The sequence below is a fragment of the Penaeicola halotolerans genome (genome assembly GCF_016464625.1).
GTDB classification, from domain to species: Bacteria; Bacteroidota; Bacteroidia; order Cytophagales; family Cyclobacteriaceae; genus Penaeicola; species Penaeicola halotolerans.
In genome coordinates this window covers 425,087-450,670 of the sequence record NZ_JAEAGO010000001.1, presented here as the reverse complement: position 1 = coordinate 450,670, position 25,584 = coordinate 425,087, and the positions used below count along the sequence as shown (strand labels likewise).

20 protein-coding genes are annotated in these 25,584 nt (G+C 41.6%); 10 read left to right on the top strand and 10 right to left on the bottom strand.

Features of this window, described 5'->3' with window-relative positions:
* Positions 1–2 precede the first annotated feature (2 nt).
* On the bottom strand, positions 3–800 hold the full coding sequence (locus I5349_RS02010) for a polysaccharide biosynthesis/export family protein (protein WP_226389054.1): 798 nt from the start codon (positions 798–800) through the stop codon (positions 3–5).
* A 153-nt stretch (positions 801–953) separates the two neighbouring features.
* On the opposite strand from I5349_RS02010, the gene I5349_RS02005 reads away from it, so the two are divergent.
* The 7 genes from I5349_RS02005 to I5349_RS01975 all read left to right on the top strand — a co-directional run bounded on the left by I5349_RS02005 (position 954) and on the right by I5349_RS01975 (position 8,224).
* Complete coding sequence (locus I5349_RS02005; protein WP_226389053.1) at positions 954–1,943, top strand: ligase-associated DNA damage response exonuclease; 990 nt, start codon at positions 954–956, stop codon at positions 1,941–1,943.
* Between the two features lie 75 nt (positions 1,944–2,018).
* On the top strand, positions 2,019–2,816 hold the full coding sequence (locus I5349_RS02000; RefSeq protein WP_226389052.1) for a tetratricopeptide repeat protein: 798 nt from the start codon (positions 2,019–2,021) through the stop codon (positions 2,814–2,816).
* Between the two features lie 81 nt (positions 2,817–2,897).
* Complete coding sequence (locus I5349_RS01995) at positions 2,898–4,133, top strand: metallophosphoesterase (protein WP_226389051.1); 1,236 nt, start codon at positions 2,898–2,900, stop codon at positions 4,131–4,133.
* Positions 4,134–4,210: 77 nt separating this feature from the next.
* Positions 4,211–4,708: a dihydrofolate reductase gene (locus I5349_RS01990; protein ID WP_226389050.1), complete on the top strand. Its 498-nt coding sequence runs from the start codon at positions 4,211–4,213 to the stop codon at positions 4,706–4,708.
* A 2-nt stretch (positions 4,709–4,710) separates the two neighbouring features.
* Entirely contained in the window at positions 4,711–5,505 is a 795-nt protein-coding gene (locus I5349_RS01985) for an SDR family oxidoreductase (protein WP_226389049.1), read from the top strand.
* Positions 5,506–5,576: 71 nt separating this feature from the next.
* Positions 5,577–6,833 (top strand): competence/damage-inducible protein A, encoded by a 1,257-nt coding sequence (locus tag I5349_RS01980; protein ID WP_226389501.1) that lies wholly within the window; start codon positions 5,577–5,579, stop codon positions 6,831–6,833.
* Positions 6,834–6,913: 80 nt separating this feature from the next.
* Positions 6,914–8,224, top strand: a complete 1,311-nt coding sequence (locus tag I5349_RS01975) for a dihydrolipoamide acetyltransferase family protein (protein ID WP_226389048.1) — start codon at positions 6,914–6,916, stop codon at positions 8,222–8,224.
* 54 nt (positions 8,225–8,278) lie between these two features.
* On the opposite strand, the gene I5349_RS01970 is transcribed toward I5349_RS01975, so the two are convergent.
* Genes I5349_RS01970 through I5349_RS01950 form a run of 5 tightly spaced genes read right to left on the bottom strand, consistent with a single transcriptional unit; the run spans position 8,279 to position 16,318 of the window.
* A complete protein-coding gene (locus tag I5349_RS01970; protein ID WP_226389047.1) occupies positions 8,279–11,173 on the bottom strand; it encodes a PAS domain-containing hybrid sensor histidine kinase/response regulator in 2,895 nt (964 codons plus the stop codon).
* Positions 11,174–11,176: 3 nt separating this feature from the next.
* Positions 11,177–12,178 carry a PDC sensor domain-containing protein gene (locus I5349_RS01965; protein ID WP_226389046.1) on the bottom strand — a complete coding sequence of 334 codons (1,002 nt, stop codon included), beginning with the start codon at positions 12,176–12,178 and terminating at the stop codon, positions 11,177–11,179.
* A gap of 51 nt (positions 12,179–12,229) precedes the next feature.
* A complete protein-coding gene (locus tag I5349_RS01960) occupies positions 12,230–12,472 on the bottom strand; it encodes a hypothetical protein (RefSeq protein ID WP_226389045.1) in 243 nt (80 codons plus the stop codon).
* The gene (locus I5349_RS01955; RefSeq protein WP_226389044.1) at positions 12,469–12,879 is read right to left on the bottom strand and encodes an OsmC family protein; all 411 of its coding nucleotides are present in this window, start codon (positions 12,877–12,879) and stop codon (positions 12,469–12,471) included. Before I5349_RS01955 ends, I5349_RS01960 begins: the two co-directional genes overlap by 4 nt.
* A gap of 52 nt (positions 12,880–12,931) precedes the next feature.
* Positions 12,932–16,318: a methylmalonyl-CoA mutase family protein gene (locus I5349_RS01950; RefSeq protein ID WP_226389043.1), complete on the bottom strand. Its 3,387-nt coding sequence runs from the start codon at positions 16,316–16,318 to the stop codon at positions 12,932–12,934.
* An 828-nt stretch (positions 16,319–17,146) separates the two neighbouring features.
* Between I5349_RS01950 and I5349_RS01945 the strand changes: the two genes are divergently transcribed.
* The 3 genes from I5349_RS01945 (at position 17,147) to I5349_RS01935 (ending at position 19,530) form a co-directional block, all read left to right on the top strand.
* Positions 17,147–17,701, top strand: a complete 555-nt coding sequence (locus tag I5349_RS01945; protein ID WP_226389042.1) for a helix-turn-helix domain-containing protein — start codon at positions 17,147–17,149, stop codon at positions 17,699–17,701.
* A gap of 56 nt (positions 17,702–17,757) precedes the next feature.
* Positions 17,758–18,318 carry a helix-turn-helix domain-containing protein gene (locus tag I5349_RS01940; protein ID WP_226389041.1) on the top strand — a complete coding sequence of 187 codons (561 nt, stop codon included), beginning with the start codon at positions 17,758–17,760 and terminating at the stop codon, positions 18,316–18,318.
* 138 nt (positions 18,319–18,456) lie between these two features.
* The gene (locus I5349_RS01935; protein ID WP_226389040.1) at positions 18,457–19,530 is read left to right on the top strand and encodes an ice-binding family protein; all 1,074 of its coding nucleotides are present in this window, start codon (positions 18,457–18,459) and stop codon (positions 19,528–19,530) included.
* Between the two features lie 1,357 nt (positions 19,531–20,887).
* Here the strand turns inward: I5349_RS01935 and I5349_RS01930 are convergent.
* The 4 genes from I5349_RS01930 to I5349_RS01915 are packed head-to-tail and all read right to left on the bottom strand — an operon-like array spanning position 20,888 to position 25,584.
* Positions 20,888–21,931, bottom strand: coding sequence for an acyltransferase family protein (locus tag I5349_RS01930; RefSeq protein WP_226389039.1), 1,044 nt, complete (start codon positions 21,929–21,931; stop codon positions 20,888–20,890).
* A gap of 38 nt (positions 21,932–21,969) precedes the next feature.
* Positions 21,970–23,187, bottom strand: coding sequence for a hypothetical protein (locus I5349_RS01925; RefSeq protein WP_226389038.1), 1,218 nt, complete (start codon positions 23,185–23,187; stop codon positions 21,970–21,972).
* 1 nt (position 23,188) lies between these two features.
* Positions 23,189–24,532, bottom strand: a complete 1,344-nt coding sequence (locus I5349_RS01920; RefSeq protein ID WP_226389037.1) for a glycosyltransferase family 4 protein — start codon at positions 24,530–24,532, stop codon at positions 23,189–23,191.
* Positions 24,451–25,584 (bottom strand): NAD-dependent epimerase/dehydratase family protein, encoded by a 1,134-nt coding sequence (locus tag I5349_RS01915; RefSeq protein ID WP_226389036.1) that lies wholly within the window; start codon positions 25,582–25,584, stop codon positions 24,451–24,453. Before I5349_RS01915 ends, I5349_RS01920 begins: the two co-directional genes overlap by 82 nt.

Genomic DNA, 25,584 nt, shown 5'->3' with positions numbered 1-25,584 from the left:
AATTAATTTCTAACCAAATTCAAGATCAACAAAACCGCTGAAATGGTAGTCACCGTCAGCTGCAAAGTCTGCAAGCCTGTGATACCCGAACCAATCTCCCTTACCTTCATAGGTTCTGCATACAGCTGATCACCAGGCTGCACAAAGTAAAAAGGCGTATTGACGATATTCCTATCCAATAAATTCACCTCATGGATACGAGAACCTTCAGGATACTGTCTGATCACGATGAGCTTGTTACGCTTAGCCACGATAGACAACTCACCCGCCCTTGCTACTGCCTCAAAGATGGTAACTCTATTTTGAAGCGCTACGTACTGACCAGGAGAATTAAACTCTCCAAAAGCACTAAACCTGATCCCACCTAATCTAACTGAAACGAAAGTGTTTTTAGTCACAAACTCTCCTACCAACTCCTCTATTTTCAATTTAGTCTCTTCAAGCGTCAGACCTACTACATTGACTTTACCTATCTCCGGCAGCTCTATATCTCCACGCTTATCTACCGTATAGCCTGTGAGGTAGTAAATATCTCCACCACCCCCTTGACCTGCTCTAGCAGCAGCACCAGCATCATTGATATTAAATAAATTTTGATATTCTTCCTTAGCCGTATTGATTTTGACATCAATGATATCATTGACCTGGAGTCTATACTCAGCTGGCTGATAGGTGATCAAAGAATCAAGAGGAATAGGTTCTTTGCCCGGTAAATTCTGCAAGTAGATCAAGCGATCATTAGAAACACAGGAAGTAAACAAAAGCAGACTAAATAATAATCCTGATAAAATTCTATTCATTATACGGGCTATTCGGCTGGTCGGTGAACGAAAACGAAAATTAACAGGCTACCTTGACTGAACAAAGCAAAAGCTTAATAATTTTCATTATTTTATTCCTTAGAATAACTCCTAAAATACGAACAATTTTATGCATTCACACTTAATAATTTCATGGCACTAATAGAACTCACCCAAAAAGGACTTTTTTGTCAACAAGCTGATGTCTATATCGATCCGTGGAGAGGTGTGGACAAAGCCATCGTCACACATGCCCATGCAGATCATGCACGCTGGGGCAGTCAAGCCTATCTGGCACATCAAGCATCCGAATCAGTCCTCAAACTCCGATTGGGAAAGGATATCAGCGTAGAAAGCTTGGCCTATGATCAACCTATACACATCAATGGCGTAAAGATCAGCTTACACCCAGCAGGACATATCCCTGGCTCTGCCCAAGTAAGACTAGAATATGCTGGTGAAGTATGGGTGATCTCTGGAGACTACAAAACCTATGATGATGGATTGAGCACACCGTTTGAACCCGTCAAGTGCCACCATTTCGTATCTGAGTGCACCTTTGGACTTCCTATCTATCAGTGGGAACCTCAGGAGAAAGTATTTGCTGACATCCATCGCTGGTGGGCCAAAAATCAAGAAGAAAATAGAGCCTCTGTGATATTTGGCTACTCACTAGGCAAAGCACAAAGGATACTTCATGGACTCAATCCTGAGCAAGGAAAAATCTTCGTTCACCCTACAATCGCTGCTACAAATGAAGCCCTCAAAACAGATGGCTTGATCCTACCCGACTTCGAGAAAGCAGGTCAAGAGGTAGATAAAAATGACTACAAAGGCAGTATCATCATAGCGCAACCCAATGCTATGGGCACTTCTTGGATGAAGAAGTTTGGCAACTACAGAACAGCAGTCTGCTCAGGCTGGATGAGCATACGAGGTGCTAAGAGACGTCAGTCTGCTGATATAGGCTTTGTCCTATCTGACCACGCAGACTGGCCTGGACTCAATACCGCCATCAAAGCAACAGCAGCTGATCGTGTGTATCTCACTCATGGAAGTACTGCTTCTTTTGGAAGATACCTCAGAGAACAAGGTCTGGATGCAGTAGAACTCACCACACTTTTTGGAGAGGAAGAAAATTAAAATTTTCATTAAATAATTTATAGTTTAGTTGGATACTTAAAACTAAATAGATAGTTTAGTGAAAAGTTATAAGACATGAAGTCAATTCGTTTAGTTGTTTTTGGTTTATGGTTGTTAAGCTTCTCTGCCTGTCAGTCTCAGAAAGATCAGGCGGAGAAGTATTTTTTCGAGGGGAAATACGAAGAAGCTATTTCACTTTTTTCCAAAGTGCTCTTTGTGATCCCTGATGATATCAATGCGCTTTATTACAGAGCACGAGCACATGAAGAACTTGGAGAGCTCAAAGAAGCACTTGAAGATTATAATAGGATCATATCACTTGACGCCCGTCATGGCAAAGCCTACATGGGCAGAGGAAACACGCACTGGAAGCTCGAATCTTGGGAAAAAGCAGAGCGTGACTTTCTCAATGCCATCCGATTTGACCAAACAGGCTTTGATGGATACTATATGCTAGGTAGAGCAGCGCTCAAAAGAGATGACTTTAAGACTGCCACAGAAATGTTTTCCCTAGCCATGGAGATCAATTCCGAGCATGATTTGGTCTACTACTATCGCGGACTCAGCAGAGCTAAGCATGGTGATCCCAATGCCATCGGTGACTTTAATGTCTTTATCCAAAAAAGACCAAATGTCATCAGTGCATACTACAATAGAGCTGTTTGTTTCATGAATAAAAACTGGTTTAACTGGGCATTGACAGACCTCAATCATGTGATCAAACAAGATCCAAATCATGTAGATGCCATCGTTAGAAGAGGGATAACCTATGCGAAACTCAGCGAACCAGAACTAGGCTGTGCTGACCTCAATAGAGCCTTGCAACTCAATCACCCAGAAGCAGCTAATTACTTAGCCACTTATTGTCAATAATTAAATACAGACTATAGGAATCCTTTTAAGCCGATTTTGAGTTTAAGTATCTAATTACTCGACTTTAAAATGCGCTTAAACGTGAATCTTCTTCCATTTTTTATCTTGGCAGTCTTTCTTTTTCTTATCGACTACTATGTCTTTCAGGGAATCAAGACGCTGACAAGTACACTCAATCCCTTCGCACGAAATGTCATCCACGTAGGACACTGGCTAGGATACTTTATTCTCTTGGCAGCAGTCATCTATGCATTCCTGAGTATCGGGCCAGATAGACAGTTTTCTACATTTTCTAAGTGGGCATTCAACACCTTCTTAACACTTGTAGTGACCAAGTTGGTCTTTATCCTTGTCCTATTTGGTGAAGATATGTTTCGTCTAGTAGAGACGGCATGGAACAGTTACCAAAAACCCAAAGCTGATAATTGGATGCCTGAAAGGAGGAAATTCGTCTCACAAGTAGGTTTGGCATTGGCTGCGATTCCTTTTTCTTCCTTTCTCTATGGTGTCACTAAGGGCAAGTATAACTACAAAGTCATCCGAGAGACAATCAGTTTCAAAGATTTGCCTGAGGCCTTCGATGGCTTTACGATCACTCAAATCTCTGATGTCCATAGCGGAAGCTTTGATGATCCTGAGGAAGTCAAAAGAGGCATCAACCTAATCAAAGAAGCTAACTCAGACCTCTTTGTATTCACAGGAGACATCGTCAATAATGTAGCTACTGAAATCGAACCATACATAGATGCTTTTTCAGAGATCAAAGCACCTTATGGCCAATTTTCCATTTTGGGAAATCATGACTATGGAGACTATGTCGCTTGGAATAGTGAGGCTGAAAAGAAAGCCAACTTAGATCGACTCAAGTCTAATCATGCTAAAATGGATTTTCGTCTGCTATTAGATGAAAACATCAAAATAGAAAAAGACGGCCAACACATACAATTGCTCGGAGTAGAAAACTGGGGTAAAGGTTTCGGTGAAAGAGGCAAATTACACAAAGCACTAGCTGATACGAGCCATACAGACTTCAAGGTGCTCCTCTCCCATGATCCTAGCCACTGGGATGAACAAGTCAAGAACAATCCAAATCCAATTCACCTCACACTGTCAGGTCATACACATGGGATGCAGTTTGGTATAGAGATACCTGGCTTTAGGTGGAGTCCTTCTAAGTACCGATATCCCAACTGGGCTGGCTTGGCCAAACATGCTGATCGATACCTCTATGTCAACAGAGGCTTTGGCTTTCTAGGCTTCTCAGGACGAGTAGGTATTTGGCCTGAGATCACGGTCATCACCCTAAAAAAGGCCTGATAGCATTTCAATTCTACGAGATTTACCAAGGCCATTTGTTTGCTTTTCTTATCTTTGAGAGAAAACGAACAAGCCTCTTGAAAAAATCAATCGTAGTCGCAGTAGCAGACAATCAAGTGATCGGGAAAGACAATGACTTGATTTGGAAACTACCCAAAGATCTTAAGCATTTCAAAGAAACCACCTCAGGTCATCATATCATCATGGGTAGGAAGACCTTTGAGTCGATGGGTAAGCCTCTACCCAATAGAACCTCTGTGGTGATCACTAGACAAAAAGATTATACTGTACCAGAGGGACACCATGTAGTGCACAGTTTGGAGGAAGCTTTCTCACTTTGTGAGCAGAAAGACTTAGAGAAAGTCTTTGTACTCGGTGGCGCGGAAATCTACAAAATGGCACTTCCTCTAGTGGATGAACTCATCATCACTGAAGTAAAGGAAAGCTTCGAAGGAGATGCTTACTTCCCCAAGATAGATCGACAAGAGTGGAAAGAAGTCAGTAGGACTTTTCACCCCAAGGATGATAAAAATCCTCATGACATGTACTTTGTTTACTACCAAAAAATAGTTTGACTATGACCGCTATCAAAGACAGTGTCATCTGGATCACTGGAGCCTCCTCAGGGATCGGAGAAGCTATTGCACAAGCCTGTAGTGCAGCAGGCGCCCATATCATCATATCGGCCAGAAGAGCCGATGAGTTAGCCCGCGTACAAGCTACTTGTGACCATCAAGAGAAAGTATATATTCTCCCACTTGACCTAGCAAAGCAAGAAAACATGCCTGATAAAACAGCTGAAGCCATTGCAGCTTTTGGTCATGTAGACATCCTGATCAATAACGGAGGCATCAGTCAAAGATCTCTCATCAAAGAAACGCTAGCCAGTGTAGATAGACAGATCATGGAAATCAATTACTTTGGCACCATAGCCCTGACCAAAGCATTGCTACCACACTTTATCGAGCGAAAAAGTGGTCATGTCGCTACCATCACGAGCCTAGTAGGTAAGTTTGGTACACCATTGAGGTCTGCTTACTCCGCCTCCAAGCATGCACTCCATGGCTTCTTTGATGCTTACAGAGCCGAACATTATGCAGATGGTCTGAAAGTAACGATGATCTGCCCAGGCTTCATCAAAACCAACGTCTCTGTCAATGCCCTTACGGCAAAGGGAGAAAAGCAAAACACTATGGATCAAGCCCAAGCCAATGGCATGAGCCCTGAGACCTGTGCCAAACATATCCTATCTGCCATCGCTAAAAACAAAGAAGAAGTCTATATCGGTGGTAAAGAGATCATGGGCGTTTACCTCAAAAGGTGGGTGCCTACACTTTTCTCCAAAATCCTGAGAAAAATGAAAGTCACTTAAGCAAACAAGTAGCTTCAGCACAAAGATCACTATATTAGCGACAGATTTTATAGACCCAAATAAACCCAATGATGCGCACAATCAAAGCTGAAATCATCACCGTTGGAGATGAATTGCTTTATGGCCAGATACTAGATACCAACTCACAGTGGATGAGTGCCGAGCTCGACAAGATCGGGGTGCGAGTAGTCAGGAGAACCACTGTAGGGGATATCGCAGAAGATATGCTCACGGCATTCAAGGAAGCAGAGTCACGCGCAGACATCATCCTGATCACAGGAGGCCTCGGTCCTACTAAAGATGATCTCACCAAGCCCCTACTGGCCCAATACTTTAACTGTGGAATGGAAATGGTGCCTGAGGCACTTGAAGAAGTCAGACAATACTTCGAAAAAAGAGGCAGAGAGCTCACCGAATTGAATAGACAGCAAGCAGTTCTCCCTACCAAATGCACCTATATCCCCAATAAAATGGGTACTGCTCCTGGCATGTGGTTTTATGAAAATGGCAAAGCTTGGATGTCAATGCCCGGGGTACCTTATGAAATGAAAGCCCTCATGACAGACTATGTGATCCCGATGATCAAGGAGACATTTGATACACCTGTCATTTATCACAAGACCATCAAAACCGTAGGTATAGGAGAATCATTTCTAGCAGATCTCATTTCAGATTGGGAAGATGCGCTGCCACAGCACATCAAACTAGCTTATCTACCAAGTCCCGGACTAGTCAGGATGCGACTGACAGCTCAAGGCACTGATGAAAAGCTTTTATCTAAGGACGTTCAAGCGCAAATAGACAAAGTATGGCCACTGATCAGCAAATATGCCTATGGCTTTGATTTGGAGACTTTAGAGCAGCATATTGGCCAGAGGCTTATGGCCAATCAAGAAACCTTGGCTATTGCTGAAAGCTGCTCTGGAGGCTATGTGAGCCACATGATCACCTCAGTTCCTGGTAGTTCAGCCTATTTTAGAGGCAGCATACTCCCCTACCACAACGAGCACAAGATTAATCAACTCAAAGTAGCAGAATCTACCATAGCAGCGCATGGGGCAGTAAGTGAAGAGACCGTATCAGAGATGGCCGCCCGTGTCAGAGAACTATTTGGTACTACCTATGGTATAGCTACCAGTGGTATCGCTGGTCCTGATGGTGGTACCGCAGAAAAACCTGTCGGAACCGTCTGGATAGCAGTAGCCGATGGTACGCAAACGTTTGCCAAAAAATTAATGCTCACAAAAGACAGAATGCTCAATATACAGCTCACTGGAGTGTCTGTCTTAAATTTATTGAGACAAAGATTGAACAACAACTTGCATTAAATTTTAAATACACATATTTTTATGGTGAGATTTAGAATTAAATTTCTCCATTTAGCATAATTAGAAATAATCTATAAGATATGGCACTAGTAGAAATGTTGATGCCGAAGATGGGTGAAAGCATCATGGAAGGCACTGTACTCACTTGGTTGAAGAAAGTAGGTGATACGATCGAACAAGATGAGTCTGTACTAGAAGTAGCTACTGATAAGGTAGATACAGAAGTACCTGCCCTACATTCAGGCGTACTCAAAGAAATTCTTGCAAATGAAGGAGATGTAGTCGCAGTAGGCGCTCCTATCGCGATAATAGAGACTGATGCTGCCGCTAGCACAGCAGCTCCTCAGGCCACAAGTGAAAAGCCTAGTCCTAAAGAAGAAGTAGTCGCTGCTTCTGTCAATCCAAGTCTCACCGCTGCAGTGATGCAAGAAGATGCTCCTAGAAATGAAAAAGGCGCTAGATTCTACTCTCCTCTAGTCATGAGCATCGCTAAAGAGGAAAACATCAGCATGTCTGAACTCGAGACTATCCCTGGCACTGGCAAGGATAATAGAGTCACTAAAAATGATATCATCGCTTACCTCAAAAACAGAGGAAACGCTACAAGCACAAAAGCACCTACAACTACAAGTACAGCAGCTCCAGCGGCACCTGCGCCTAAAGTAAGTGTATCGATCAATGCAGGTGACGAAATCATGGAAATGGATCGTATGCGCAAGATGATCGCTGAGCGAATGGTGGACTCTAAGCGTATCTCTCCACACGTGACCTCATTCGTAGAGGCTGATGTGACCAATATTGTACTATGGAGAAACAAAGTCAAAGATGAGTATAAGAAAAAAGAGGGCGAACCGATCACCTTCACACCTTTCTTCATCGAAGCCATTGCTAAGGCGATCAAGGATTTCCCAATGATCAATATCTCTGTGGATGGAGATAAGATCATCAAGAGAAAGCAAATCAATGTGGGTATGGCAGTAGCCCTTCCATCTGGAAACCTCATCGTGCCTGTAATCAAAAATGCGGATCAACTCAACTTGAAGGGCATCTCTAAACAAGTCAATGACCTAGCCAACCGTGCTAGAATCAATAAACTCACAGCAGATGATCTCAGCGGAGGCACATACACTGTCTCAAACGTAGGTTCATTTGGTAATGTGATGGGTACACCGATCATCATGCAACCACAAGTCGCAATCATGGCAGTAGGCGCTATCGTGAAGAAACCAGCGGTTATCGAAACGGAAACAGGGGATGTCATCGCAGTGAGACACAAGATGTTCCTTTCTCACTCTTATGATCACAGAGTAGTAGATGGCTCTTTGGGTGGCATGTTTGTCAGAAGAGTAGCCGATTATCTAGAGGCATTTGATATCAATACACCACTGTAATCAATATCTAAAAAAATAGAAATAGAGCTATCGGAGAAATCTGATAGCTTTTTTTTATGACTGTTGACCTAACAGCTTCATATACTGAATAAGCTTATCTCTAAGGGTTTGAATCTTGATAGGCTTGGCTATGTAGTCATTGATGCCTGCCTCTTTGGCCTTGTCTATCTCTTCTCTAAATATATTAGCTGACAAGCCCACTATAAAAGTATCTAGCTTCAATGATTTACGAATAAACTCAGTAGCTTCTATACCATCCATGACAGGCATTTGGAAGTCCATAAAGACAAGGTCATACAATGACTGTTGCATTTTCTCAGTAGCTACTTTACCATTTTCAGCCAAGTCTACTTGATAGCCTAAGTGCTGAAACATGGTAACCATGAGCTTTTGATTGATAGCATTGTCCTCTACCAAAAGTATCTTGAATGGATATTTATCAGAGAACATCCCCTCTTCTGTGGCCAATTCTACAGGCTGCTCTTGCTCCCATTCACTCTCTGATACAGCAGTACCTATGATACTAAAAGAGAAAACACTTCCCTCTCCAGGTGTACTTTTGACTTGGAAGCCCCCTCCTAAAAACTCCGCCAGCTTAGCCGATATCGCTAGACCTAGCCCAGTTCCTCCGTAGTTTCTAGTGGTGGATGAATCCACTTGAGAGAAGGCTTTGAAGAGTCTATCCAACTTATCTTCTGGAATACCAATCCCTGTATCAATCACTTCAAAAAGTAAGATGAGGTTATCCTCTATTTTTGAATCAAGAGATACTTTGAGTCTGACTGATCCTTTGTCTGTGAACTTCACCGCATTACCCAGTAAGTTGATAAGGATCTGACGCAACTTTGTAGGGTCAGTTTTGATCACATAAGGCACCTGAGGATCCATTTCTAAGCTCATCTCGATGCCTTTCTTATCAGCTTGTACCTTGATGATCTGCACACTCTCCTCTAGAAACTTATGTATCAGGATAGTTTTCTCATCAAAATGTAGTTTACCAGCTTCTATTTTAGAGAAGTCCAAGATGTCATTGATGATGTTGAGTAATGACTCCCCGCTCAGTCGCATAGTATCCACAAAGTCCCTTTGGATCTTATCCAAACGCGTTTCCTCAAGTAAGCTGATCATCCCGATGAGTCCATTCATTGGGGTACGTATCTCGTGACTCATGGTAGCTAGGAATTCGGACTTGGCTTTAGTGGCAGCTTCAGCAGCTTCTTTAGCTTCTTTGAGTCCATTTTCCCAAAGCTTTTTAGCCGTGATATCCCTAGAGATAGTGATCACACGATCATCATCCAATTTCATAAAGCGCGCCTCAAAGTAGCGATTGACACCCTTGATCGGTAAGCTAAAGTCTATTGTTTGTAGTTTACCAGTATCATAAGCTTTGATGAATGCCTCATTTAATTTGACATTGATCGGAAATGGGAGCACATCGAGCAGGGTCTTACCTATAGACTCTTCTGGCTTTTCATACAGATCAAAACCCTCTGGCACGTGGAAGTCAATGTACCTCCCCTCTTTGTCATTGAGGAAAATAATATCAGGTAAGCTATTGAGGATATTTTTATAGCGTGACTCACTAGCGATGAGATCTTGCTCAGCTCGGTACTTTTCGGTAATATTCTTGGCGACACCTAAGACTTGATACTGCTTTCTAGTCAGATCGCCCATTCGTCTGGCTAAGACTTCTAGCATCACTGGATGACCATCTCGGTGGCGCATCTCGACCATATAACCCATGAACTCTTGCCCCTTCTTAAAGCCAGTCTGCATTTCCTCGTCAAAGATGATCCTATTGATCGGATGATCGGTGAGGTACTTTTTATCATTGACCAGATAGTCCGCTGGCTCATAGCCCAAGATATTTTTCAAGTCATCGGACACAAAAAGCATGTTACCGTCTTGGTCATGGCGGAAGATGAATCCATTGGAATGCTGCAAAAGGAGACGCTGATTGCGCACTAGGTCATCTAGGTCATTGGTCTTTTGGGTCAGTTGCTCATTGGCGCGACTGATTCTTAAAAAAAAGTAGATAAATAAAGATAGAATGAGAGATATGATCACACTCACCATGATGATGATACTGTAGAAACTCTCATTGACAGTGTCTAGGATGCCCTTTTCATCATAAATAAACACCACCCCATAACGTGCTCCTACCTCATAAAAGGTAACCGGAAAATGGGCAGCATAACCGGTCACTTTCTTTCCTTGATAATCAAAACTACCTTTATTGAGCCCCTTTAGTCCATTTAAAATATCTGTTTTGATGAGCTCACGAAGCTCTTCAGATGGTCGGTAATCTGTCAACTGATTAGTAATCATAAAAGAAGCTTCCTCATCTGAAACATTGGGATTACAGATGATTTTACTGCTTCGCTCTCCGATATAGTATTTGTTAAACTCTTCCTGCAAGAAATTTACAGGATTCAAACTCAACAGCATCACCCCCTCAAAACGCTTTGCCTCATCGGTAATGACACGGGTCAAAATGAAGTTTTGTGGGTCTCGGGCCTTTAAGGAAGCTTTGATCTCCTCCACGCTCGAGGTAGTAGCACCAAATTTCTCCGAGATATAATTGGTAGAATTGATCCCGTAAGCACTAAAATTCTGTGATTGTAATACCACTACAGAGTCGATTAAGCTCAGGTAGCGCTTCATCAGACGCTTGAGCCTCAACTCGTCTTCCTGAATTAGTTTACTATTAGATGGAGAAAAGTCGTTGGCTATAAACTGGAGCTCATCTAGAAACAAATCAAACTGCCTTGCCGAAGCATCTGCACAGATCTGAGATTGATTGGTCAAAAAACTCGTGCTAGACTTTACAAGATTATCTTCAAGGGTTCGGAAAAAATAAATAGATAGCCCTATCATGCCAACCAAGAGCAATAGCACCACCGAAAACAGTAGCCAATAACGCCTAAATACTTCTCTAGCCTTTTTCAATGATTATTTGAGTTCTTGCACACCGACTACATACCAGCCTAAGAGAGATATCTTACTCATGACGTAGGCATAAGCTTTATTATTCTCCGTAAAACGCCCACTTTCCTGCCCATCTTGCATTTGATCAAACACATTTCTGATCTCCCTACTTTTACTATTCTTCAGATTAAAGTCATCCTTTCTAAAGCTATCACTTTTGATCGTCTCTGAGTAGCGATGATTGATGAGCGGTGGTAAAGAGAATAGATTGAGGGCTTTTTCTGATGCCGCTACTACAGTACCTGTTTGATCTAATATGATTACGTCAGTTGCCGCTTTGAGGTATTTATCTACTATCGCATTTACCGTCAGGTCTAGTCCTGGCACGCCCACCATTTTGTCTTCATGATAGACAGGCCCTATACAGGAAACCATCCATCCTCTTCCTGCTGGATCGATGTATGGCTCGGAAACCCAAACGATCTTACGCTCTGGATTATTAGTCTCATCTGCCAAATAATAAAAATTGTATGAGGGGATATCCATTTTAGGCTCATACTGAGAGAGCACATCAAAAGGCGGATAGATTCTATTGAGAGAGTTGGCGTCATTGTAGTAAGCCTGCACGATTACTGGACTGCTATTGACCAAACGGACAATGGTACTATCCAAAGCTTCTGTAAAATATACTGCACGCTTGACTGCTGGCGTGATGGGCACCACCCCACTGACATAAAGCGCAGCCTCATTGTCAGCGATACTATCTTTATACATGATACCGGAGTCGGATAATTTGTAGCTTGAAGCATCCACTTGTGTTAAGATATCATTTTGATTTTCATAGCAGTAAGATACTGCTGTCTGAAACTGCTGCATGAGGGATTCCATGGCGAGAAAATCTTTAGAGATATCCTCAGACAGTTGGGCGACACGAAGGGATTGCTCCGCTATAAGCGATTCATTGTCAAGGTTTTCACCACAAGAAAAGAATAGAAAAGCCCCTGCAAAAAAGAAAAGTTTACGCATATCTACCTTGTATAGCAGAAATGTAATAAAAGTGCTGAAAAATACCAAATACTAAATTTTGATCATGACATTTCTCAAATCTTGGTGCATTTGATCAAAACGCTTTTTGACCCCCTCCCAAAAATCCGAATCCTGAATGACTGCATCCAAATCTTCATCCGAGATCACATCAAACTCACTGACCTTATACGTCTGCTCGATCATCCCCTGTTCAAACTTGAGGAGGTACTTACTATTCCAATTGAAAATAGTGATTTTGATATCCTCTTTGCTCAACTCTCTGACGACTCTCATGCCTTTACCTCACAGCTAAAAGTGATCTCTGAACGCAAAGAAGCCGATACAGAGCAATATTTCTCCACTGATAGTTTGACAACTTTCTCAAACTCCTCAGCAGTAGCATCAGGTGAAAAGAGTACAAAATGCATGTGAATTGATTGGTAATACTGCGGATAGTCTTCCTGACGATTGCCCACCGTCTCTATCTGAAGGTCTTGCACCGTCCTACGCTTTTTCTTCATCATCTGTACCATATCTACTGCGGCACAGGCTGAGACAGCCGATAGCAAAAGCTCCATGGGTGACTGCGCCTTCTTCTCTGCACCTGCATACATATCTATGGATACAGCATTGCCAGTTTCATTGATAGCCTCCCATTCATAGTCGGCCTTCATGCGAACGTTTACCTTCTTTTGGATCATGGTATGGATATAAGAAGCATCTCCTCATAGACTGAAGAGATGCGGTTGTTGATTACATATTTCTACGGTACTGACCACCTACCTCAAAGAGGGCATTGGTGATCTGTCCTAATGAACAGTACTTAGCGGCTTCCATCAATGCTTCAAAGATGTTTTGATTCTGAATCGCTCGCTGCTGCAAAGTGCGCAACCACTCTTCCGCCATTTGCGCATTTCCTTTGTGCAGGTTTTGTACTGTTTGGATTTGCTGCTCTTTCTCTTCTTGAGTCGCACGGATGACCTCCCCTGGCGTGACAGTAGGTGAACCTTTGGAAGATAGGAAAGTGTTGACCCCAATGATCGGAAACTCTCCTGTATGCTTGAGCATCTCATAGTGCAAGCTTTCTTCCTGGATCTTGCCACGCTGATACATGGTCTCCATCGCACCGAGTACGCCTCCACGCTCTGTCAAGCGATCAAACTCCTCGTAAACAGCTTCCTCCACCAAGTCAGTCAATTCCTCTATGATGAAAGCCCCTTGGATCGGGTTTTCATTTTTGGTCAAACCTAGCTCCTTATTGATAATCAACTGAATGGCCATGGCACGTCTCACCGACTCCTCAGTAGGCGTAGTGATTGCCTCATCATAAGCATTGGTATGCAGTGAGTTACAGTTGTCATAGATGGCATAAAGCGCCTGTAATGTCGTACGGATATCGTTGAAGTCGATCTCCTGTGCGTGTAGTGACCTACCAGATGTTTGGATGTGGTACTTGAGCATTTGAGAGCGCTCATTCGCCCCATACTTTAGCTTCATGGCCTTGGCCCAGATTCTTCTCGCTACACGTCCAATCACTGCATATTCAGGATCTACTCCATTGGAGAAGAAGAAGGATAGGTTAGGTGCAAACTGGTCTATGTGCATGCCTCTAGACACGTAGTACTCTACGAATGTAAAGCCATTAGACAGAGTCAAGGCCAGCTGTGTGATCGGATTGGCACCTGCCTCTGCGATGTGATAGCCAGAGATGGATACCGAGTAGAAGTTACGCACCTTGTGGTCGATGAAGTACTGCTGCACGTCTCCCATCACACGAAGAGAAAACTCCGTAGAGAAGATACAAGTGTTCTGTGCTTGGTCTTCTTTCAAGATATCTGCCTGTACCGTTCCTCTGACTTTGGTCAAAGTATTCGCCTTGATCTGCTCATAGACATCCTGAGGCAATACCTGATCACCTGTCACTCCGAGAAGCATCAGTCCCAGTCCGTCATTGCCTTCTGGCAAAGTCCCATTGTAAACTGGACGTGGCACCCCTTTTTCTTTATAAATCTTAGCTATTTTAGCCTCTACTTCTTTCTCTAAGCCATTTTCTTTGATATACAACTCACACTGTTGGTCGATAGCAGCATTCATGAAATAGGCCGCTATAGTGGCAGCAGGTCCGTTGATCGTCATGGATACGGACGTCAAAGGATCGGCTAGATTAAAGCCAGAGTAAAGCTTCTTAGCATCATCTAAGCAACAAATGCTCACGCCTGAGTTACCGATTTTACCATAGATATCTGGTCTGTAATCAGGATCTTCTCCATAGAGCGTCACTGAGTCAAAGGCCGTAGAAAGACGCTTGGCTGGTAATTCCTTAGAAACATAGTGAAAACGCTTGTTGGTACGCTCAGGACCACCCTCTCCCGCAAACATACGGGTAGGATCTTCTCCTTCACGCTTGAATGGAAATACCCCAGCTGTATAAGGGAATTCACCTGGTACGTTTTCTTTTAAAGACCATTTCAATAAATCACCCCAAGCCTCATAAGTTGGTAAGCTGACCTTTGGAATCTTGCTATGTGAAAGCGATTCGTGGAAAGTCTTGACTTTGATCTCTTTGCCACGCACTTGGAAGACAAAGTATTCATCCTTGTAGCGTTGCACTTTGCTTGGCCATTCTTCGAGTAGCTTCATGTTGCGAGGATCTAAGTCCAAAGCCACTTGCTCATAGACTTCCTCCAGTTCTTTGATCAGCCTGTCTGCATCGGCTACTTTAGTGCCTTTGATGGCCTCTTTGGCCTGTTGGATACTGTAGAGCTTCTGGGCGATTTGCGCTTGCTCTTGAACCCACTTATCATAATTTCTATTGTTCTCTGTGATCTCAGAGAGGTATCTCGTTCTATTTGGGGGGATGATGTAGACCTTTTCCGACATCTCATTAGAGATGGTAAAGTTAGATTTCAAGTCTGCACCTGTCTTGGCTACTAAGGTATCCATGATAGCCTTGTAGAGGCGGTTCATCCCTGGATCGTTGAACTGTGAAGCGATGGTACCGAAGACAGGAATGTCTTCATCTGCTATCTCCCAGAGGTTGTGGTTACGCTTGTACTGCTTCTTCACATCTCTTAGGGCATCTAAGGCGCCTCTTTTGTCAAACTTATTGAGAGCAATGACATCAGCAAAGTCCAGCATGTCGATCTTCTCTAGCTGTGTGGCCGCCCCATATTCTGGCGTCATCACATAGAGGGACATGTCAGAGTGTTCGATGATCTCTGTATCAGACTGGCCGATCCCTGAAGTCTCTAGAATGATCAGGTCAAAATTGGCTGCCTTGACGATCTCCACGGCATCTTGCACATAGCGAGAAAGGGCCAAGTTGGACTGTCTCGTAGCCAAAGAACGCATGTACACGCGCTCATTGTTGATGGCATTCATGCGGATCCTATCTCCTAGGAGTGCACCACCCGTCTTACGCTTGGATGGGTCTACTGAGATGATGGCAATGTTTTTATCTTTAAAGTCAATTAAAAATCTTCTAACCAACTCATCTACTAAAGAGGACTTACCCGCCCCACCCGTACCTGTGATACCGAGCACAGGAGTTTTCACTTTCGTAGCCATTTCTCTAACTTCTGTGAGGACTGGCTTAGAGAGTTCAGGGAAGTTTTCTGCAGCAGAGATGATCCTAGCGATAGATTTTTGTTCTTTTTCTGTCAGGTGCTTGATCTCTCCATTGAGTTTTTCACCCACGGGGAAGTCACATTTTTCGATGAGGTCATTGATCATGCCTTGGAGACCCATAGCGCGTCCATCATCTGGCGAGTAGATGCGGGTGATGCCATAAGCATGTAGTTCTTTGATCTCTTCGGGAAGGATGGTACCGCCTCCACCGCCAAATATCTTGACGTGACCGCAACCTTTCTCTGCTAGTAGATCATGGATGTATTTAAAAAACTCTACGTGACCACCCTGATAAGAAGTGATCGCAATTGCTTGGGCATCTTCTTGGATAGCACAGGCTACGATCTCCTGAGCAGAGCGATTGTGACCCAAGTGAATCACCTCACAGCCAGTGGCTTGAATGATCCTTCTCATGATATTGATCGCAGCGTCATGCCCATCAAAAAGGGAGGCCGCAGTGACTATTCTGATGTGATTTTTGGGTTTGTAAACTTCCGTACTGACAGTTGACATATATTTGGGTTTTTTGAACAAAAGGCGATTTGGCACAAGTATATGCACCATCATTCCGCTTGCGAATTTAAGCTATTTTGGGATATTTTCATGGAAATGGAGAGAAAGAGATGCGGTCTTTTACAGTGACGGTCAAGCAAATGGCACTGAGCGTCAATGCTGCTTGTTTAAAAAATTCCTCTATCGCAAAAGGATCTGTTAAGGCAAGAGATACTATCCCAAAGATTTGGGTTCATCTAATTAATAGGGAGAAATATTCATTTGTAGCAGAATGCTTAGCCACGAATACATGAATGATAGGATGATGACCATCAACGGTGACGCCCTGTAGGTCGTCTCTACGATTGTATATTAGAAAGAGACGCCATAAATGGCCGTCTCTACGGGACAAGCCCTCACCCCTGCCTCCCGAAGGGATGGTTTACCTTCCAGAGGGAGGATGACGTACCCAGCAAGCCTTGTCACCCCACCAAAAGAGGTAGGCAAGCCTGAGACGAAGGCCTGTCTCCCGTAGGGAAGAAAGCGGGTCGAATATCCATCTATTAAAACCGTTGAAACAGTTAGGATCAGATGTCTACATAGTCCACGGTTTAAACCATGGGCTATAAGATGCCTACCAACATCTTATGGTCTCCACCATTTCATTAGCTCACCTACAAATAGCTATTTAAACCTTGAAATTTTCTTTGAGAAAGACCTTTAAAACACTGAAAATCAATAATAAATGAGATAATAGCTTGAATTCCCCTTACTTCTGTCTAATTTTGACAGCACATAGGCATTCACCTTTCCACTATTCGTCCAGCCTAGGGATTTTTTAAGCCACACATGAAACTTTACATCAAATATATGGTCAGTATGCGCTGTACTTCTATTGCTAAAAAGGCACTAGCAGATCTAGGCTATCCAAATGCCGTCTCTGGCAAAGGACAGATACAGCTAGCAAAGGACCTAAAGGCTGCAGACCGTAAAACACTCACCTCCTTACTTAAAAAATCAGGGATGGTCCTGCTCGATAAAGAGAAAAGTCAATTATTCGAAGCCATAGACCTTACCTTAGATGAGCTGCTGCATAAGACGGTAGCACCGTCCCCAGACATCATCCCCCAGTTGATCGAAAAACAAGTCAACGAATCTTATCAAAAACTCACGCATTTGATAGCAGAGGTGAAGGGCATCTCTATGGATCACTACGTCCTCATCAGTCGGATAGAAGTGGTCAAAGAAAAGTTAATATATGAAGACCTCAACTTAAGTGCCTTAGCCGTAAAGCTTGGTTTTAAGAACAGGTCTACTTTAGCTTACCAGTTCAAAAAAGTTACTGGTTTGAGTCCTACCTTTTATAAGGTTTTGCGCAAAAAGCGTTTCAAAGAAGCCATCTAATTATACTCTTTTTAGAGCTAGTTGGCCTTATTTTTTTTCATTAAACTGTGCTTCAATTGAAATTATACATCAAATATATGGTGAGTCAACGCTGCAAAATTGTTGTCAGCGAAGCACTAAAACGCATGAATATAGATCATGCCCTCGTAGACCTAGGCACTATAGAAATCCCACAAGAGATCAATACTGAGCAAATCAATCAACTCGCTACCATCCTCTCACAATCAGGCCTAGAGCTCATGGAAGACAAAAAGAATATACTGGTAGAAAAGATCAAAAATACGGTGATCGATATCATCCATCACTCTGAGGAACTCCCTAAGACGAATTACTCTACTTACATCAGCGAAAAGCTACAGTATGACTATACTTATCTAGCCAATATTTTCTCAGAAGTCAAAGGCATGACATTACAGCAGTATATCATCCTCCATAAGATCGAACGCGTCAAAGAGCTGCTACTCTATAATGAACTGAATCTTTCAGAAATCGCCTTTAAAATGCATTACAGTAGTGTAGCCCATCTTTCTAATCAATTCAAAAAAATCACAGGGCTTTCTCCCTCCTATTACAAGCAACTCAAAGAGAAAAGGAAAGGAAGTTTGGAAAATCTGTGATTTATGTAACAAATGCTATTCATTGTGTAATACATCAGGCAAGCTTCCTCCTCACCTTTGTTAGACCGAGCACCCACTTATATTTTGCTAGTGAATACTCGATAGTCCGCCAGTAACGGGCAACTAAACAAAGAAAAAATGAAGACGCAATTCACCAAAATCATGATGCTGTTAGTTTTGTCTACCAGTATGCTCTTTACAGCATGTAAAGATGATGAAGATAATGATACCAATGCTCCTAATGTAGCTTCTACTACACCAGATAGCAATGACACCAATGTGGAGAGAAACGCAACGATCTCTTTTACATTTGATGAAGACATGGCCGCTTCTACCCTAGCTGGCAATACTTTTACCCTAAGACAGGGCAATACTAATGTGGCAGGTACTTTAGTCTATGAAGACAGAACGGCTACTTTTACCCCTACACAAAGTCTAGCTGCCGCAGCGCTATATACTGCTACGGTCAATGTCTCTGCAAAAAATATCGCAGGTGTGCCATTGGCTGAAAGTTACTCGTGGACATTCACTACTGGAGGTAATGCTGCCGCTATACAACCTGTAGATCTGGGTACCTCTGGTAACTATGTGATCCTAGCAAAGACTGCTATTACCAATAGCCCTACTTCCGCTATCACTGGCAATGTAGCCCTCAGTCCTGCAGCTACTTCATACATCACAGGCTTTGACTTAGTAGATGATATCAGCTTTGCTACTTCATCACAGGTGGTAGGTAGAGTCTATGCAGCAGATATGTCTACTCCTACTCCATCTAATCTAACGACAGCTGTTGATAATATGAATACGGCCTATAACAATGCTGCGGATCGTACATCACCTGATTTTGTAGAGATCCATGCGGGAGACCTAGGTGGTAAAACACTCGTACCAGGTGTGTACAAATGGACCAATAATGTGATCATCCCTACCAATATGACGCTTTCAGGTAGTGCTACTGATGTTTGGATCTTCCAAATAGCTGGTAACCTGACGATGAGTGCTGCTACTAGCATCACTTTGAGTGGTGGGGCTAATGTAGAAAATATATTTTGGCAAGTAGCTGGTGAAGTAACGATCAGAACTACTGCCCAGATGAAGGGCGTGATACTCTCTAAAACAGGTATCACTCTAGAAACTGGTGCCGGCCTAGATGGCAGAGCTTTGGCTCAAACAGCAGTCATCTTGGATGCTAATGTGGTAAAAATCCCCTAATTTTTTACACCACTTATTTTTTGAGAGGCAGTCTGTATACGGACTGTCTCTTTTTTTGCGTAGAAATGTCAGAGAGTGAGGGGTGATGGGTGATAAGTTATGAGTGATGGGTTATGGGTGATGAGTTGATGATCACCTAGATGGCTTCGGGTCAAGCCCTCGCCCCTGCCTCCTTAAGGGAGGATGACGTTGCAAACGATACAGCGCTGAAGGCGCAAGACAAATCAGCACAGGGTGAAGCCCTGTGATATAATTAAGGTACAGTTTATTTCAAGCGCTGAAAGTGCGAAACAAAACAAATCGTATGATCCGATGCATATTACGGCAAGTAGTTGTTACACCCTTACAGGGCTAGTGTTTGTAACGAAATCACATATACATAGGGCTTCACCCTATGCTATTTTATTTCGACCTTTCAGGCCTTTATCGTTTCATCCGATGCATTTCCTCCCTAAGGGAGGCAGGTGCGACCAGCTGGTGGTAGTAGGTCAGTAGCCACAGTAGTCCGAGATGCCTCATGTGCGGCATGACAAAAGTGGCATTTTCCAACAAATCAGCATTTCAAGAATAGTTAATAACATTAAGTATTTTCATTAAATGGCACCCCGTCTGCATTGTCACCCTGAGGTACGAAGGGTCTCGAAGTAGCGCGCTTATGTACGAACGAGGTTAGCTGGTCGCAGACAGTGTAGGATTAGATGTTTATTGTCCTTTTTTAGAGACGCCATAAATAGCATCAATTTAACGATACTGAAAAACCTCTCAAAATCTTATATTTTTATCCTTTTTTTAAGAATTCATGGTATTCTATGAATTCCCCAAAAACGCCATTTTAGAGGTACCGCAAAGGGTCTCTGAAAAAATAATGTCGAAGTATACTCGAGGAAGAGTCGAGGAAGAGTCGAGGATAACCCTGGGGAAAGTCTAGGATGAGTCGGAGAATCATCAAGTAAATACCACAGATTCTACCAATAGTTAAAGTTTTGAGCCTTTTAAAAATGTAAAATATCATTTGTACTTTTTCGGGAGGTAATTTCACTGAGATTTTGCTTGGATTGGCAACAATATGCTAGTTTACACTGCCATTCTAGACCCATAATGGGTCATATTTATCTCCCAAAGGGACGGCCTCCCTCCTGAAGGGAGGAAGCGGGTCGCATTTACCTCCTATAGGGATGGCCTATCACCCATGGGAGGGTAACAAAAAGGGCATGGGTTCATGAAACGGTCTGATACAAAAGTGATCTAATTTCCTAAAATAAAAAAAGACGCCCATTTAGGGCGTCTCTACGATATGATGGAAATAAAAAGAGACGCGATGAATCGCGTCTCTAAAAAATAAATATGCTTTTATGAATTAACCCTTACGACTTGCTAACCTCATGAAATACTTTTCAAAATAATTGTAAGAGAGAAAACTTACAAACAAGGAAACTATTACAGACAATGCTATTCTAATCTCCAAATATCTGTCAAAAAAGTTATTATTTATGTCTAATCTATTTAATATGAAAGATATAACACTAAAAACTATCGCATGCAATAAGTATAAAGAGTAACTTGATTCTCCTAGTATTGCCAGAGGTTTGTGAAGCCAAACAGGAGCAGTGTAGGTAAGCTTATAAAAACCAATACAGAGAGTAAAGCAAATACCTGTAAAAAACAATCTGTTCACATCTGTAATTAAATGAATTGTATCACCTGAAACTGGATAGCAGACAAACCCAAGTAATGCTATCACAATAAGGATGAAAGCATAAATATTTTTTAAATCTAACTTATCAAAAATCGATTTGATACACATCCCTCCCAAAAATAAAAATATCTGATTCAAAGGATTGACATAATCTCTCCATTGAGATGATAAGGAATTATTTTCATCTAAAATAACGTAGGCAAAGTAGGTATGTAAACAGAAAAATAAAATTATTAAAGCAAAAATAAGTGGTGTACCTCGCCTAAGAATGTATATAAAGAAAGGAAAGAATACATAAAATACTAACTCATTACCAATAGACCAAGCTCCTGTAGCATAATAGGTATCCCAAGTAAAAAAGCCAAAAAGACCCGTAAGTGTCAAAAAGACATCAATAAGTTCGGGTGATTTTTGTTTTAAAATAATAGCTGCAATAGACGCTAACCATAATAATGGAAAAATTCTAAATATCCTTTTCTTAAAAAAGATAGATATTCCCTCTGAAGATAAATTTAATTTTTCTGCATAGACGTGACTTAAGGTCAAACCGCTTAATATATAGAATACAGAAACTCCATAAATTCCCACCCTACCCATAAAATGTTCTGATGAAAAGTTACCATAAGACCATGAAAGGTAATGATATATCATGATACTAAATGCTGCTATTCCTCTTAGGTAATCTAGGTTGTGAAGTCTGTTCATTTAATGTTATGATACGTATACATTACAGTAATAAATAATTATGCAGCTGCGCGTTTGCGTAATTTCTCTATCTGTAGGCGGTGCTTGTAGGCTTTGATGAGCTTCTGCTGGCGGGTGTGGTGGATGGCCCAGGCGATGAATAATAAGAGGTAAATCATGGTCATGTTCTTCATACGCATGGTGATCCCTAGGTTACTGAGGCTATTGGCAAAAGCCACAGTCACGGGTACAAAGGTGATCAAACCCACCTTTAAAAATAGTGGTGCATCTTTAAAGGACTGTATGGAAAAATTTCTAAAAAGCTTAAAAGTCAAGAGTAGGTAAATGAAATTCTCTACCGAACTGATCAAGGCGACAATATTATGCGCATCAATAAATAATGGCCTGTACAGATAGGTCAGTATTTTTATAGGTAGTGGATAGCCTGAGATATCAATGCCTGACCCCACGCTAGCTCTGTTTAAAAAAGCTTGCTGTGACCTTGACAAGTCTTCTAAGGACTCAAAAGAAAAATCTTCTATTTGGAGAAAAATTAACACTTGATCTGAAATTAGAAAGAATATAAAAGCACTTAAAACGATCAACATAAACTTACTACCCGTTCCTACTTCTGAGCCAATTAATACAGCAATTGCCGCTGCGCCTAGTAAAATAAAGCCCATGTGAGGACGGGCATGGTACACAAAGAGGAAAGCTATGATGAGTTGAGGTAAATTCCTTTTGTAATTTTGCATGGCATAAGCAAACCAAGCAATGCCCCAAAAGCAGAGGGTGTCCTTCCCTACCCCAGCAGACCAAAAGTGGATATTGGGTAGGTAAAACAACCATGGAAATAAACGGATACCATAAACCTTGATGTCTTGTGGGTAATAACGTGCATACATTAAGTATAAAAATCGAATCCCTATAAAGCCTAAAAAACTGTAAAGCAAATTTCCAGTGATGTAATCTAATCCTAATAACTTAGACGGAATATAGTTTAGGAATAAAGGAAACTTAGTACTTACTCCATAATATGCAAACAGAGAGGGGTTTGAAACATAAACTTGTTGTAAGTTTAACCTCCAATACCCAGTAGAATCTCCTCCAAAAGTTAAAATATAATAAGTAAAGATAAGGCTAAATAATATATGGTAGGCTAGTAAGTAATCTAAATGCCTACTGGCTTTTGCACTCAATCTATATTTGAAAGCTAGCTTACGATTGGTACTAACCAGAAGTAATAAACAGAAAAAAAGGATGATGATATCTAGCATTTTATGCTAACAAATTGGACAGGGATTGAAATGATTTTGTTTGAGAAGCATAAGTTAAGTGTTGTCGTACATAATTCAAATTCCCTTCATATTTCTTTGATAAGGTCTCTTGATAGTGGAGTGCCTTGGTCAAAGCAGAGGTTAAACTATCAATATTTGAGGGCTTAAAAGTCAAGGATAATTTTTCCTCTTGATTGATTTCCATCACACTGGCAAAACTCCCATTGATGACCAGTTTACCTGATGCTAAGGCATCTAAATATTTCACATGGATGATGAGTTCAGAATATACATTTTGTCTGTCTGGGCAAACTAAGATATCAGCTAATTCTTGATAAGTTCGTAAATGATGATAGGGAGTTCTACCCACCAAATAAATATTATTCTTCGCTGGGGAATTTTCGACTTGTTCTTGTACTGCTTTGAAAGTAGGTCCATCCCCAATAAGAATCAATTTGATATCCTTGTTCGAAAGGTAAACATTTTCAAATGCAGTCACTAAATCTTGAATGCCGCCTGTTTGCTTGAAGCCGCCTGCAAACAAGATTACCTTGTCTTCTTGCCCTATTTCAAATTTCTCTCCAAGATTAGCCAGTAACTCTTTGTCAATAGCTACTTGATCGAATCCATCACTTAATAAATAAGGCAAAATGACGCTAGGAGTATTCTCTAAGGTAGGATAGGTTTTTTGAAAGAATGATTTCATGGACTCACTCGCATAAATCATGCCCTTAGCATGATTACATACTTTGGCATCTAAGAGATCAGAGACAAGATATTTCAACCAAAAGCTCGTCTTTCTAACAAGTTTTTTTTCAAACTGTGCTTGAAATTTGAATTCTAATGTGGCTACTCCATGTAGATCGTTTACATAACCCTTGATCAAGCCATTGGATTTGAGGAAGTATCCAAGTGAATTGTCTAAATATTCACAAGTCAATATATCATGTGTTTCTAATGCAAAAGTCTTAGAGATGGTTTTAAACTTCATCAGAAAATCATTATACCATCTCTTCATGAGAAAATTGGGAAATACACCTAGTCTTCCTTGAAACTTTCTCTTCTCCTCTCTTCCAAAAATATGGTTGATGTGTATGTGCTGAATTTCCTTAGGGAATCTGAGTAACTGTTCTCCACTTGCATTTGACAATAGGTAGATAGGTCTATCCAGGTTTACTAATTGCTGTAAAAGCCCTATTATCCGGATAGTACCTCCAGAATCCTGTTTGAATTCATTGACTGCCAAGACAAATATGGGAGTGATCACTTGTAAAGTCCTTTCTCCTTCAACTCTGTTATTGATTTCTTGTAGAGATCTTCTTGAAGAGGCTGTGTTTTCACCCATTCTGCAAATTTAGTTAGTCCTTCTTCAAAACTTACTGTTGGCTCAAAACCTAATTCCTTTTTGATCTTACTGAGATCAGCATAATTATGTCTGATATCACCTAATCTGTAATTACCACTTACTTTGATCGCTACCTCAGTTCCATAGAGCTTTTGAAGACTCTTGGCTACTGTAATGACCGAGGTATTGATCCCTGCTCCTACATTGTAGATTCCACTGATCTCAGGCTTGGCAGTTACTCCTAAGACTGTTGCTTTCACCACATCATCTATATATACAAAGTCCCTGCTCTCTAAGCCATCTTCAAAGATGTTGAGGTCATTACCATTGAGCATTTGTGTGCTAAAAATGGATAAGATACCTGTATATGGATTTTTAAGAGACTGTCCAGGGCCATAGACATTTTGGTAACGAAAGGCTATGGCTGAAATCCCTAGGCTTTCCCCAATATTCAAAATCATTTGTTCTTGGTTTTGCTTGGTAATCCCATAAATAGACGCAGGATGAATTTTCGCATTTTCATCTGTCGGCTTTAACTGTAAAGCCCCTTGACAGATGGGACAAGTAGGTTCAAACTGACCTAAATCCATTTGCTTTTGTGATCTAGCTAAAGGGTAGACGTCACCGTGCTCTAAACAATGGTATTTGCCCTCTCCATATATCGCACGAGAAGAGGCTATCACCAATCGCTTTACTTGGTGCTTTTTATTCACTAGATGATCTAACAAATTAGCTGTCCCCATGCTATTAACTGCCACATATTTTTCCAATTGATATTGTGACTGTCCAGTACCTGTTTCAGCCGCCAGGTGTACTACAATGTCTTGACCTGCTAGGGTGCTCTCCCATACAGCTTTATCACAGACGTCACCTAGTATGAAATTTACCTGATCCTTGATAGATAAGTAAAGGGGTGAATCCTGATGCGTACCATGTATCTGTGGAGAGAGGTTATCTAATACTGTAATTTCATAACCATGTTTGATCAAAGCTAGAGATAAATTACTTCCTATGAATCCCGCGCCCCCTGTAATTAAGATACGTTTTGACAT